The organism is Vibrio sp. 05-20-BW147 (assembly GCF_013369385.1).
Taxonomy (GTDB): Bacteria; Pseudomonadota; Gammaproteobacteria; order Enterobacterales; family Vibrionaceae; genus Vibrio; species Vibrio floridensis.
Genome location: NZ_SZTO01000015.1, coordinates 25,861 through 39,341 on the forward strand (window position 1 = coordinate 25,861; position 13,481 = coordinate 39,341).

Annotated in this window: 11 protein-coding genes and 1 pseudogene; 7 read left to right on the forward strand and 5 right to left on the reverse strand. The window is 50.2% G+C overall.

What is annotated here, in order from left to right; genetic code table 11:
- Window positions 1-2 precede the first annotated feature (2 nt).
- From FC652_RS20575 to FC652_RS14415, 5 genes and pseudogenes are all read right to left on the reverse strand, one after another.
- Window positions 3-686, reverse strand: coding sequence for a TenA family transcriptional regulator (locus FC652_RS20575; protein WP_224638775.1), 684 nt, complete (start codon window positions 684-686; stop codon window positions 3-5).
- Between the two features lie 513 nt (window positions 687-1,199).
- Window positions 1,200-2,195 (reverse strand): annotated as a pseudogene (locus tag FC652_RS20580) (AMP-binding protein); the annotation flags it as partial.
- A 9-nt stretch (window positions 2,196-2,204) separates the two neighbouring features.
- Window positions 2,205-2,864: a thermostable hemolysin gene (locus tag FC652_RS14405; RefSeq protein WP_255199170.1), complete on the reverse strand. Its 660-nt coding sequence runs from the start codon at window positions 2,862-2,864 to the stop codon at window positions 2,205-2,207.
- 162 nt (window positions 2,865-3,026) lie between these two features.
- Entirely contained in the window at window positions 3,027-4,118 is a 1,092-nt protein-coding gene (locus tag FC652_RS14410) for a GGDEF domain-containing protein (protein ID WP_176299187.1), read from the reverse strand.
- Window positions 4,118-4,579 carry an oxidoreductase gene (locus FC652_RS14415; RefSeq protein WP_176299150.1) on the reverse strand — a complete coding sequence of 154 codons (462 nt, stop codon included), beginning with the start codon at window positions 4,577-4,579 and terminating at the stop codon, window positions 4,118-4,120. The genes FC652_RS14410 and FC652_RS14415 overlap by 1 nt, the downstream gene beginning before the upstream one ends.
- 522 nt (window positions 4,580-5,101) lie before the next feature.
- On the opposite strand from FC652_RS14415, the gene FC652_RS14420 reads away from it, so the two are divergent.
- From FC652_RS14420 to FC652_RS14450, 7 genes are all read left to right on the forward strand, one after another.
- Window positions 5,102-6,382 (forward strand): carbohydrate porin, encoded by a 1,281-nt coding sequence (locus FC652_RS14420; RefSeq protein ID WP_176299151.1) that lies wholly within the window; start codon window positions 5,102-5,104, stop codon window positions 6,380-6,382.
- 332 nt (window positions 6,383-6,714) lie between these two features.
- A complete protein-coding gene (locus FC652_RS14425; protein ID WP_040110424.1) occupies window positions 6,715-7,719 on the forward strand; it encodes a LacI family DNA-binding transcriptional regulator in 1,005 nt (334 codons plus the stop codon).
- Window positions 7,720-7,739: 20 nt separating this feature from the next.
- Entirely contained in the window at window positions 7,740-8,984 is a 1,245-nt protein-coding gene (locus tag FC652_RS14430) for an extracellular solute-binding protein (protein WP_176299152.1), read from the forward strand.
- Between the two features lie 89 nt (window positions 8,985-9,073).
- On the forward strand, window positions 9,074-10,063 hold the full coding sequence (locus tag FC652_RS14435; protein ID WP_043921272.1) for a carbohydrate ABC transporter permease: 990 nt from the start codon (window positions 9,074-9,076) through the stop codon (window positions 10,061-10,063).
- A gap of 1 nt (window position 10,064) precedes the next feature.
- A complete protein-coding gene (locus FC652_RS14440) occupies window positions 10,065-10,946 on the forward strand; it encodes a carbohydrate ABC transporter permease (protein WP_011082173.1) in 882 nt (293 codons plus the stop codon).
- 31 nt (window positions 10,947-10,977) lie between these two features.
- Window positions 10,978-12,327, forward strand: coding sequence for a GH1 family beta-glucosidase (locus FC652_RS14445; protein WP_176299153.1), 1,350 nt, complete (start codon window positions 10,978-10,980; stop codon window positions 12,325-12,327).
- Window positions 12,327-13,424, forward strand: a complete 1,098-nt coding sequence (locus FC652_RS14450; RefSeq protein ID WP_045618954.1) for an ABC transporter ATP-binding protein — start codon at window positions 12,327-12,329, stop codon at window positions 13,422-13,424. Before FC652_RS14445 ends, FC652_RS14450 begins: the two co-directional genes overlap by 1 nt.
- Window positions 13,425-13,481: the final 57 nt, after the last annotated feature.

Here is a 13,481-nt window from a genome sequence, read left to right on the forward strand (position 1 = left end):
CCTTAAGCCGCTTGTTGCTGTGTGTGCTCGCCTAACGAGCGCAGCATTTCACCGTAGAGTGAAAAGACCATATTGGCGGAGTCGATGATCACTTGTTGGTCGTTTGGGTCGGTAATTTGATTCATTAAGCGTTCAAAAAACTGCAAGTGGCTCTGGTCGAGCACGCTGTGCGAGGTGAGGTAACTCATCGCTTCGCTAGGAAGTTGCAAGGTGCGTTGAATTTGCTGAGCCATTTGGCCTCCAATGCCGACACTGGTGCCTTCCAATACCCACACCATGCCAAACAGGGCAAGTGGATTGTGGCGATCGATGTGGTGATAGAGATAGGCCACCATCAACTCAATCGCGCGTCCCGCTTTGCCTTCGCCAAGATTGTTTTTCACCGCAATGGCATCACCGCCGCAGGCGCGAATGTCGTTTAAGATCCACTCTTGGTGCCCTTTTTCTTCGTCGATGTATTCTGCCAACGCTTCTCGTACCCACTCGTATTGGCCGGACAGACGCCCCCCACATGCCATGAGAAGCGGCACCGTGTGTTTAACGTGGTGATAAGCTTGGGTGAGAAACGCAATATAAAGGGATTTGGAAATCGCGCCACTCATCACTTGGCCGATCACCGGTGCTTGTAACATCTCTTGCTGTGCAGTGAGTGTGTGTTGTTTGAGTTGGTCGAAAAATGTGTGCATGTGCACCTCCGTGGGCAAAGTCGTCGGCTGTTTGGTGAGTTCGGTGATCTGAACCGGATGTTGTAAAAAATGGGTTGGCTGCTGCGCGAGCAGAAACGCAACATCGCGCTCCACGTTTTGTCGTTGCAGCTTGCCATTGGCCGTAAACCAGTCGCTGATCGTGGTGAGTTGTTCAACCTCAATCAAATAATGGATGCGGGCGTAGTCTGGTAACGACGCGTTTAAGGTAATGAGCTGCTGCGCAAGTTGCGAACTCGGCTGGGCGATGGCGCAAAGCGCCTGTTGGCCATCCCCCGTGACAATAAAAGGCTGTCCGGGTAAGAAAATTTGCGCTTGAGATTCAAGCCACTCAGGGCAAACATTGCGTCCGTAAGCGGTGATGATCAGGTTTTTCTTTCGGCCAGAAAGGTGGACAAAGCCGTCTTCATCGATGCTGGCAAGATCCCCGGTGGCTAACCACTCTTGCTCAAAAGGCTGTTGCAAATAACCTAAAGCACTGTTGCCTTTGACCAGCAATTCACCATCGTCAGAAATACGGACTTGGCAATGGGGCAGTGGCTGTCCACAACTGCCTACTTGATGATTCTGGGGCAGATTCAAACAAACCACCGATCCACATTCCGATAAACCATAGCCTTCAAAGGCTGGAATACCGAGACTATGAGCTTGATGAATCAGCCCCGCGGCGACTTTTGCGCCGCCTACCGCGACAAAGCGAAGCGAATGGGCAAGTTCTGGCTTAGCGTGAACTACGCCAATCAATGCCATCAACAAGGCGGGGGTAAGCACCAGTGTGGCAGGGTGATAGTGCGCCAGAGCCTTGGCAAAGAGAGCTGGGTCAAATTGGCTTGAGCCTAATAACCCCACCTTGTGGCCTGGCAGAATGATGGATTGCAGGCCAAGCAACAAGGGCACGTAAATTCCGGTGATGTTCTCTAGCAAGGTGGACAGTGGCAGCAGCACCAGATGCTCCCCTTGAGTTAAAGCGAGCCCGTTGGCTAACGCTTGGCTGACATTGGCCAAATGTTCGTGGCTCAAGCAGACCCCTTTTGGGGTTCCTGTCGAACCAGAGGTGAAGGTAATTTTCCCTGTATTAGGCAGATACCCCACTTCTCCGTCACAAGGGCGATGATAAAGCGCCAGCCCAGCCATTTCACCGAGGTATTGTTGAGCATCAGATTGCCAATCACCCAATAAATAGGAGATCCCTGCCGCTTCTAAACTGTGTGTCACTTGCTGCGGTGAAAAGAACATCGGGATTGGCACGATCACCACGTTGGCCATAATCGCAGCGAGATCGACAATCAGCCAATTGAGGCTGTTTTCTGCTCGTAGCGCCAATGCCGAGATGTTGCGCTCTTGCAGTTGTTGCGCTGTTTGGCGGACCTCCTTCAGCAATTGCTGATAGGTGTAGCTCTGCTCGCGGCCTTCGTCATTGAGGCCGAAGAAAGCCACTTGCTCTGGGCGCTGTTCCGCATATTGCTGCAAGGTTTGAATGATGAGGTTCATGCTTTCCTCCTAGGCGTGGCGCTGCGAGCGTTGAAAGAGGGCATGCAAGCGGTCTAGCCCTTTTCTCAGGTTTCCGGCCAGAATGCGTGGCTGGTGCTCGTAGTAGCTGCCCCAACTTTCTGCATTGGCGAGGCAGTTTGGATCAGCGCGAGCAATCTCCTGTGGCTCTAAGCCCATGCGAGTCATCAACGCATGTAGTGGGTCGGTGGCAGTAAAAATGCACCATTCGAAACCCATGGAAACCAACATCTCGGCCATCAAGTAAAAATGGATGGGAGAGGTGCCTTTGGTGAATGAGGCCAAGTGGCCAAACTCAATTAAGTTGGCACGTTGGATGTCTGAGGCAAAACGTTGGGACAGCACATGTTCGGCGGGCTGATCTAAATACTGCTCAAGAAATAGAGGCTCATCTGCCGCAATACGAAATCCACACAGAGAAAGCAGATGGCCTTGATGCGCCAACACCAAGTAAGCGGGCATGAACTGGTGCAAATGGGCGGAAAAGGCCAGCTCATAACGCTGTTGGACATACTCAACCGCCGCCTCCCACATGGGATGTTGTGGATAGACAATCTCTAAGCTCACTTCTTGTAACTGAGCCGTGCCCAGTTTTGACCCAGCAGGCTGTTGTGATGGTTGTGCGGTCGAGAGTGATGGATTCCGTTTCATGATGCGCCCCTTAACTCGTTGGTTACTGACAAGGTAAGAGGCGAAACTTAAGAAACCCTTAAGAGGCCAAACTTTTTTGTATCGACATGAAGAAACAGCGCCGAAATGGCGCTGAAAATGAAGAAAAATAGAGTAAGCCAGAAAGGCTAAGGTGATTTTGCTTTATCGAGAAAACTTCATGCGGTACATGCGCTTATCGGCGATGTTAATCAAAGTATCTACGTTGCTCGAATCTTCAGGGAAACATGCTCTGCCGATGCTGGTAGAGAGTTTCGCTGGGCCATTTTCAAGTTGAATGGGCGGCACAAACAGTTGATGGATCACTTGGTTAAGTACCTGATGTTCATCATCATCCGTGTGTTGACACAATATGGCAAACTCATCGCCTCCCATACGGCATACTCGCACTTCACTGTGTTCGAGTTGGCGCAACCTTCGTGCGACTTCTTTTAACGCAAGGTCACCAGCTTGGTGACCAAGGGTGTCGTTGATGGTTTTAAAACCATTGAGATCAAGTAAGTAAATAGAAAAACGGGCGTTGGCTTCCATCATCTTTTCAATGTGGAGAAACAAACCAATGCGGTTGGGTAGCTGAGTCAGGGGATCCGTCAGCGCCATTTTTTTGTGGAAACGCGCTTCTTTAAAGAAAAAATATCCCATGATGCCAGCACAGAGTACGAAGATGCCTAACAAGACAAACTGAGCTTGATATAAGAGCTGAGCTTGAACTTGTTGCTGTCGGTAAAGTGGGCTCGCCAAACGAAAATTGCGCGCCACATAGTCAATCATTGACAGATAGAGCTTGTCTGCGCCGCGATGAAACAATACCGCTGCATTTTCTTCGCCTGCGACTGCACGTTGCAATGTGGGCTCCAGTGCTTGGAACTGCTCGAACAGTTCAACAAAAAAAACACGCACTTCAGCGCGGGATAAAAACGAGTCACTTTCTCTACTGTTGATGAGCAGATCAAAACGGCTCCAAGTTAACTCATATTTGAGTTCAACCCGTTTAATGTTGTAGCTGTTCTTTTCAGCGTGTCTCGATTCACTGACCAAATCAGAAAGCTCTTTCGATAGGTTAAAGAGAAACCAAGTGGCTTGGTTTTGCGAATCGGAATAGGAGCGCGCGAGTGTTCGGGTTTCCTTCAATAACAATATGTTTGCTAACAACAAACTTAGTGTGATCGCCAATAGCGTGAGCTTTGCGGTCGTGGAAAAGGGGCTTTTATACAAACTTGTCTGTGTTTTGTGCATCATTGCGCTATATATATTTGATTTATTTGCCAAACCATCTGTGCATGGTAGTACTCAAAGTTCAGTTCTTTCGGAAATGAACTTTGAGGGTAGATCAGCCAAAATGGCCCTTTATCTCGAATTTTCATTGGCTTACCGTTCTGCCAATAAGCGATGATCGGCTGATATTTTTCGATGTCTTCTTTCTTTACGTCTGCCGCATAGTCATTCAGTGCGCGTATCGTGACCTGAGGGGGGATAAATCCATAATACTTAGTCAGAATAGTGCTTAGTTTTACGCCAGTAAACTCGGTTGGTTCATTGACCCACGGAAGCTCGGTCACGTACAGCGTGGCTTCCATTTTTTCTAAGTCTTGTATTGTTACCTCAATGGGCAAAGCATCAACGAGCTGAATTTGAAAACTCTCGCTATGGGCGAAAGGAGCCAGAAAAAGGCTCAGAAATAGAGCAAAACATCTCATCCGTGATGCCTTCTAGTTATTGATTCTGACAATATTATAACCCTAATATGCTGGTTTTATAACCTTGTTGTGTTGTTTATTTGAACTGTTAAACAACGGGATAGACTGCAAGTCAGGTGTAATCTGTTTTAGTATTAAGACGATAGTAAATCGAGAAGTGAAAGTGTTGGATGCAGTATATGAATTTGATTCACACACCCTCTAGCGTTGTTTAAGCGTAGGTGAACTGTGAAAACTTTCACTGCCATGAAAAATTCACAATCCACTCAGTGAAAACTGGGCCTGCCCTCAATAAAAAATGTGATGACATTAGTCAACCGCCATGAAATGAAACCGATTTCAAAGACAGTAACGCTAAGGTTTTTTCTTCTATCTAACTGATATAAAAACAGTATCTTCTGCTGAGTGAAGCTCTTGGCGTTTCATGGCTTGCAATGGTCGACAAGCCTGTGAAGCGGGGCGACATTTTCAAACCTTTCATTCCCTACTATGGCAACCAATAACCATAAACAGGGAACGCTCATGAAAACCTTACAACTTTTACCTCTTGCTCTTGCGGTGGCCTCTTCGCTTGCTTCTGTCTCTGCCTTTGCAACCTCGGAATCTGACCTTGATGCGTTAGAAAAACGCATTCAAGAGCTTGAAGCCAAACTGGAAACGGCTTACGTCTACGATCAACAACCTGCGGTGCTCACGCCAGACACCGAAGTGCCGCTGGGCATTGTGTTTTCCGGCTACGCACGTTACGGCGCGCACTATACTGCAGGGGACAACCGCTACGTGCAAGTGGGCAGCAGCGGCGCGGCGGTGGGCCGTTTGGGTAATGAAGCAAACGGTGGCGAGTTTCAGCTTGCGAAAGCCTTTAAGACCGACGGCGGTGCGATTTGGGACATCGTTTTCATGATGGATCAATGGGGCATTGATCAATGGAGCTCACCGGGTGGTTTGAATTTGAAAAAAGCCTACGCAGGTGCCACCAATTTGTTTGAAAGCCAGCCTGAGCTTTATGTGTGGGCGGGCCGTGATTTCCATCAGCGTCCGCAACAAGGGCTAAATGACTACTTTTGGATGAGCCACGATGGCCAAGGTGGCGGCTTCAAAAACCTTAACTTGGGCGGCGCTAAGTTTGACTTTGGCTTTGTCGGCCAAGTGGACAACGGGGATGGCGGCGCGCTGGGCAATGACACTGGTATCTATGCCTTAACCTCTCGATTGCACGCGATGGATTTGGGCGCGGCGACGCTCGATCTCTACGCCAACTATGGTTTTGCCTCCGATGAAGCGGAGGCAGCAAAACAAGGAGAAACCGCTTGGCAAGTGGGCGCGGTGGTGGATTTTGGTGGCGGCAACAAGCTGACGATGAAATACGCCGATGGCGCGGATAACTCGGCGTTTGATTTAGCGGGTGATCAACAAGTGACTTACCTCAGCTGGGAAGGCAGCTTTAACCCGTCACAGCCGCTGTATATCGATTACTTGGCCTCTTTCAAAAACATCTCGGGTAAAGATGTGGATGAAAAAAATGAATACTCGGCGATCGTACGGCCCATGTACAACTGGAGCGATGTTCATTCCACTTGGTTAGAAGCGGGCTACGCGCTGGAAGATTTTGACAACGGCGATGAAAAATCGGGTTGGAAAGTCACGCTTTCACAAAACATCTCGATGGGTGGATTGCCTTGGAGCCGTCCGATGTTGCGCTTTTACGCCACAGTGGGTGATGTAGACAGCACCGTTTCGGGTGTGGATCAAGCCAAGCAAGATACGCTGAGCGTGGGCGCAATGTGGGAAGCGTGGTGGTAACACCTTAACGCGCATGGCCGAAGGGGCGCCTTTGGCCATGCTTTTCGCTCTATCCTATTTTCTCTCTTAATCATGAGCTCCCCTTAGTCGATTCGCCTGAAAGATGAACGCCAGTGGTGATGCTTTGCTGTGAACAGCCGCCATGAATGTCGCCCATGAAACAGTTTCATGAGCGCTAAATAAAGTGAGTTGGCCTTCATTATTTAAGCATTTACTCATTTTAACCCCCACTTGGCTGTGATCTTGATCGCGCGTCTCTAGCGGAGAATAGGAAATACTTAGCGGCATGAAAGCGGTTTCGACAACAAGGCGCAAACGTAAGGAGTAAAAGAGTGGCAACGATTAAAGATGTATCGGAATACGCAGGCGTGTCTCAAGCAACCGTTTCTCGGGTTGTGAATGGCTCTTGCCGCGTTAGCCACGACAAAAAACTCCGCGTTGAAAAAGCGATCCAAGTGTTGGGCTATCGGCCGAACGCCATCGCTCAAGCGCTTGCTTCTAGCCGCACTGGCAGTATTGGCATCATCGTGCCCGAACTGGGTGGGCCGTTTTACTCCGGCATTTTGCACTGCATTGAAGAACAGTTTCGCCGTTTTGGTTACCACGTGATTGTCACCGCCGGTCACAACAGTGAGCAGAGCCAACGGGAATCGGTGGAATTTCTTCTCGGCAGACGAGTGGACGCAATGATCCTCCACACGCAAAACCTGTCGGATGACTATTTAATTGAGTTGGAAAGCAAAGGCATTCCACTGGTGCTGGTGAATCGTTTTATACCCGAGCTCGCCAGCAGCTGTATTGACATTGATAACGAGCTGGGTGGACGGCTGGCAACGGAATATCTGTTGCAACGTGGCCACCACAGCATCGCCTGTATTACCGGACCTCTGGACAAATCTGACGCACGGGGGCGTTTACAAGGTTACCGCAAAGCTTTAGAGGCGGCGGGCATCGAGTATGACGAGGCGTTGGTGTCCGAGGCTGGTTTTACCGAAGAGAGTGGCGCAAGTGCCATGCGAAAATTACTCAATCGTGGACACACTTTTTCTGCGGTATTCGCGTGTAACGATCACATGGCGTTTGGCGCTTTCGAGGTAATGAAAGAGCAACGAATTCGAATTCCCGAAGACGTTTCTCTGGTGGGGTTTGATGACATTTTGTTTGCGCGCTACTTAACTCCCGCGCTGACCACCGTCAATTTCCCCATTGAGCAAATGAGTCTGGAGGCAGTACAGCTCACTTTGCAAATATTGAATAAAAACAAACGTGACGTGAATTTTCGCCTATCGCCAACCTTGGTGATCCGAGAGTCCGTTAACGTGAGTTCGACCCTATAAAAACCATTAAGGACAATACCATGAAACTGACATCATTGACGCTTGCTTGCAGTGTGGCTCTGGGACTCGCCGCCACGGTGAATGCCGCAGAACAGAAAATCCGCTTCGATGGCTTTCCCGATTTCGACAGCAGCTTAAAAGTGCTGTTGCCGGAATTTGAACAAGAAACGGGCATCAAAGTGGATTATTTGATGAACAACCACGGCGATCACCACACCAAATTGACCACTAACCTCGCCACAGGCTCAGGCGCAGGGGATGTGATTGTCGTTGACGTTGAGAAGATTGGTCCGTTTGTCGCCTCGGGTGGTTTGGTTAACCTTTCGCAGCAATATGGCGCCGATAAATATCAAGAACGTTTTGCACCGTACGCTTGGGTACAAGGCAAAGGGGCCGATGGCAACATGTACGGTATTCCTGTCGACCTTGGCCCTGGGGTGATGTACTACCGCAGCGACATTTTTGCCAAAGCGGGCATTGATGTGAAAGAGGCGATCAAAGATTGGGATTCGTATATCGCGGCGGGTGAAAAACTCAAGCAGCAAAACGTGCAGTTGATTGCGTCTGCGGCGGACGTGGCGCAAGCGATCATCTTCACCACCGTACCGGAAGGAGAAGGGCTCTACTTCGATAAAGAGGGCAACCCAGTCGTCACCTCAGAACGCTTTGTTCACGCCTTTGAAGTGGCGAAAACCATTCGCGACAAAGGGTTAGATGGCCGCATTTTGGCGTGGTCAAACGAATGGTATGAAGGCTTCCGCAACGGCACCTTTGCTACCCAACTTTCTGGCGCGTGGCTATTGGGCCACCTCAATAACTGGATTGCGCCAGAAACCGCCGGAAAATGGGGCGTCTCTCACTTGCCTGATGGCATCTACGGTAGTTGGGGCGGTTCGTTCCTCTCTATTCCGACGCAATCGAAACATCAGGATGAAGCGTGGAAGCTGATCGAGTACATGACGACGCGTCGTGATATTCAGTTGCAGCATTTCGCCACCATTGCGGCGTTCCCGGCCAACACCACCACTTACGATGACCCTATGTTCCAAGAAGAGATTGCTTTCTTAGGCGGCCAGCAAGCGCGCGTGTTGTTTGCCGATGTGGCGAAAAACATCAAACCGGTTGCGCCAGCTAAGGGCGATCACGTCGCACGGTCTATCATTTTAGAAAACGCCTTGATGGAAGTGTTGGATGAAGGCAAAGACATCAAAACCGCGCTCAAAGAAGCGGAACGTCTGATTAAGCGTCGTACACGCAATATGTAATCTTGCCGATGGCTTCAATGACGAAGCCATTAAGGCATCCAGTAGAGCAGGGAAGGGGCATGCTCCTTCCCGAGCAAGAGGTCGTGACTATGAATCATGCAGCGAGCAAGGTTATGGAAACATCACAGCGTAAGAGTTTTTTTTCTCATCTCAATTTGAAAGCGCTTACACCGTATGGATTTTTGCTGCCGTTTTTGATTATTTTTTCTGTGTTCGGGGTCTTCCCGTTACTGTTTTCTATTTTTCTCTCCTTTCACGAGTGGAACCCCGTGGAAGGGTTGGGAGCGATGAACTATGTGGGGCTTGAGAATTACCACATCGCCTTAACCGATCCTTGGTTGTGGCGTTCACTCAAAAATACCTTGTGGCTGGCCATTACCTCCGGTGTGGCACAACACCTTGTGGCGTTACCTGTGGCTTATATCTTGGTGTCGATGAGTGATCGCCTGCGTCATTGGCTGACATCGGCTTATTTTTTGCCGTTCATCACCTCAACCGTTGCCGCATCGCTGATCTTCTTCAACATGTATTCGCCCAATTCGGGGATCATCAACCAAAGCTTGATGGCATTGGCAGACAGTTCACTGCTGGGTTGGGCCTTCTCTTGGGTGAATGACTATCAGCCGATTCGCTGGCTCGATGACGCCAGTATGGTCAAACCGTCCATCGCCATTATGGTGTTTTGGAAATACACCGGTTTCAACATCGTGCTCTACACCACCGGTCTCATGACCATTCCGAAAGAGATTTTGGAAGCGGCGCGCATGGATGGTGCCAATGCGTGGCGACGTTTCTGGAGCATTTCTTTGCCAATGATTCGCCCGTTTATTTTCTTCGCCGTCACCATGACCATCATCGGCAACTTGCAGCTGTTTGAAGAGCCGTTTGTGCTGACGCGCGGCACCGGTGGCACGGGACAGTCTGGCTTAACCATCTCGATGTACTTGTACAAAGTGGGTTGGGAATGGCTTGAAATGGGCACGGCGTCTGCGATTTCGTGGCTACTGTTTATTTTGATTGCGGGCTGTACCGCAGTGCAATTTTTCTTCTTTGGTAAGAAAGGGTTAGGGGAGCAATAAGATGTCGACCAAACACAACGCATTATTGCCGTGGAAACCGAGTGAGCAAGCCTTGGCACTGCTGACAAAAAGCCTGATGGTATTGCTGGCGGTGGTGCTGATTGTCTCCGCCATCATGACGGTGTTTCCGTTCTTGTGGTCGGCGCTGCTGTCCACGCGAGATCGCACCGAAATCTTTGGTACAGGAATCAGCTTTGCTATTGGCGATAGCTTGGCGGTGAACTACGCCAAACTGTTGGAAATCATGCCGTTCTGGCAGGCGATGTTTAACTCAATTTACATTGCCTTCCTTGGCACCACCATCTCACTGCTGTTTTGCAGCATGGGTGGCTACGCTTTTGCCGTTTACCAATTTAAGGGTAAGAATTTTCTCTTTGGCATGCTGGTGGGTTCAATGATGATCCCGCCCGTATTGAGCCTCATTCCCTACTTTATGATCGTCAAATTCCTCGGTTTGCTCGATAACCACATGGCGGTGTGGCTGCCCTTTACCACCACGCCATTCGGGATTTTCTTGATGCGTCAGCACGTGGTGGCTTCGATTCCCAAAGAGCTACTCGAAGCGGCGAAACTTGATGGCGCAGGGGAATTTCGCACCTATTGGAGCGTGGTGCTACCACTGATGAAACCCGCACTGGCGACCTTAGCGATTGTGCAGTTTGTCTTTTTCTGGAACAGCTTCATGAACCCGCTGGTGGTGCTGACCACGCCAGAGAACTACGTGATTACCCAAGCGCTGCGAAGCGTACAAGGCATTCCTAATACGCCTTGGGGGGCGGTGATGCTGGGCACCACCATCTCCATTTTACCGTTAGTGATTACTTACTTATTTGCCTCGAAACAGATGATCAGCGGCCTCACCTCCGGCGCAGTCAAAGGCTAAGTGAAACAAAAAATAATATAGGTTTAGAACCATGAATAAATACCAATTACCCCAAGATTCTCAATTGCGTCAGGCGGATTTTCTGTTTGGTGTCGCCACCTCGTCTTATCAAATAGAGGGCGGCGCACAACTGGGTGGCCGTACCCCTTCGATTTGGGATACCTTCTGCAACCAACCCGGCGCGGTCGACAACATGGACAATGGTGATGTGGCGTGTGACCACTTCCATTTGTGGCAACAAGACATCGCACTGATCCAAGGTTTAGGCGTGGATGCCTATCGCCTTTCCATGGCGTGGCCACGCATCTTGCCGAAAGATGGCCAAGTTAACCAACAAGGGCTCGAGTTTTACGAGCGCATTATTGATGAGTGCCACGCGCGCGGCCTAAAAGTGTTTGTCACGCTCTATCACTGGGATCTACCGCAATACTTGGAAGACAAAGGGGGTTGGCTCAACCGTGAAACCGCCTACAAATTTGCCGAATACGCAGAGGTAGTGAGTGGTTACTTCGGCAATAAAATCGATTCATACGCGACCTTGAACGAACCGTTCTGCTCGGCCTATTTGGGCTACCGTTGGGGCATTCATGCTCCGGGTAAGAAGGGCGAGCGTGAAGGCTTTTTGTCGGCGCATCATCTGATGTTGGGACACGGTTTAGCAATGCCAATCATGCGCAAAAACGCGCCGCAATCGATGCACGGTTGTGTGTTCAATGCCACGCCAGCTTACCCGTATAGTGAGAAGGATGTCGCTGCGGCCGAATACAGTGATGCCGAGGGTTTCCACTGGTTTATTGACCCGGTTCTTAAAGGGGAATACCCACAAAGCGTATTAGAGCGCCAAGCGCACAACATGCCGATGATCTTAGACGGCGACCTCGATATCATCCGTGGCGATCTCGACTTTATCGGCATCAACTTTTACACCCGTTGCGTGGTGCGTTTTGATGCCAATGGCGAGCTGGAAAGCATACCTCAGCCAGACGCAGAGCACACGTACATCGGCTGGGAGATTTACCCGCAAGCGCTGACCGATTTGTTGCTGCGCTTAAAACAGCGCTATCCGAACATACCGCCAGTCTACATTACCGAAAACGGTGCGGCTGGAGAGGATGCGTGTATCAATGGCGAAGTGAATGATGAACAGCGCGTGCGCTATTTCCAAAGCCACTTATTGGCCTTGGATGAAGCCATTCGAGCCGGAGTCAATGTGCAAGGGTATTTTGCTTGGAGTTTGATGGACAACTTCGAGTGGGCCTACGGTTATAAGCAGCGCTTTGGCATTGTGCATGTCGATTACGCCACGCAAAAACGGACCTTAAAACAGAGCGCGATCGCGTATCGCAATACGTTGCTGGCGCGTGCAGAGGAGAAGCAATAATGGCACGAGTGGAATTTCGCGATATCAAAAAATCGTACGACGATGTGGAAGTGGTCAAACACTTTGATTTCACCGTCGAAGATGGTGAGTTTGTGGTGTTTTTAGGCCCCTCGGGCTGTGGAAAATCCACCACATTGCGCATGTTAGCGGGCTTAGAAAGCATCACCTCGGGGGAGATTTACGTTGGCGACAAACTGATGAACAAGATCGACGCCAAAGATCGCGATTTGGCGATGGTGTTCCAAAGCTACGCGCTCTACCCGCACATGACGGTGTACGAAAACATCGCCTTTGCCCTCAAACTAAAAGGGATGGCAAAAGCGCAAATCGACGTTGAAGTACGCAAAGCGGCCAAAATGTTGGAACTGGAAGCGCTGCTGGATCGCAAACCCAAAGAGCTTTCCGGTGGTCAGCGTCAGCGTGTGGCGATGGGCCGCGCTATGGTCCGTACCCCCAAAGTGTTCCTCTTCGATGAGCCGTTATCAAACTTGGATGCCAAATTGCGCGGCACCATGCGTGAAGAGATCAAACAACTGCATCGAGAGCTGAAAACCACCACCATCTATGTGACGCACGACCAAATCGAAGCGATGACGCTGGCCGACCGCATTGTGATCCTTAAAGATGGCTATGTGGCGCAAGTGGGTACGCCAACGGAGGTGTTTAAACGCCCGGCCAACAAGTTTGTGGCTCAGTTTATTGGCAATCCGTCGATGAACATGCTTGAAGCCAAGTTGGTCGGTGAAGAGGGCAACTGGCACATCGCATTGGGTGACGTGACCATTCCGCTACCAGAGCGCTTTCACGCCCATGCTTCGAAGAATCTTGCTTTGCATTTTGGCATTCGGCCGACAGACATTCATTTGAGAGCCGAGCAAGTGGCGCACGAGCGCGTGTTGCCGATAGAGGTGGCGATCAAAGACAAAGAGCTGTTGGGCGCGAGCATCTTGCTCAAAACCGAAGTGGCAGGGCAGCCCTTGATGGTGGAAACCCAAGCGGCGGAAGTGGACGTTCGCCAGCTGACCTTGTACCTCGACTTGGACGCCATTCATCTATTTGATGCTTTGAGTGAGAAGTCGCTGGCGAGCTTTGGGTGATCATATCGCGTAAAGCAACGCATCAACCGTGTTGGCTCTTTAAGGGCTAACACGGTT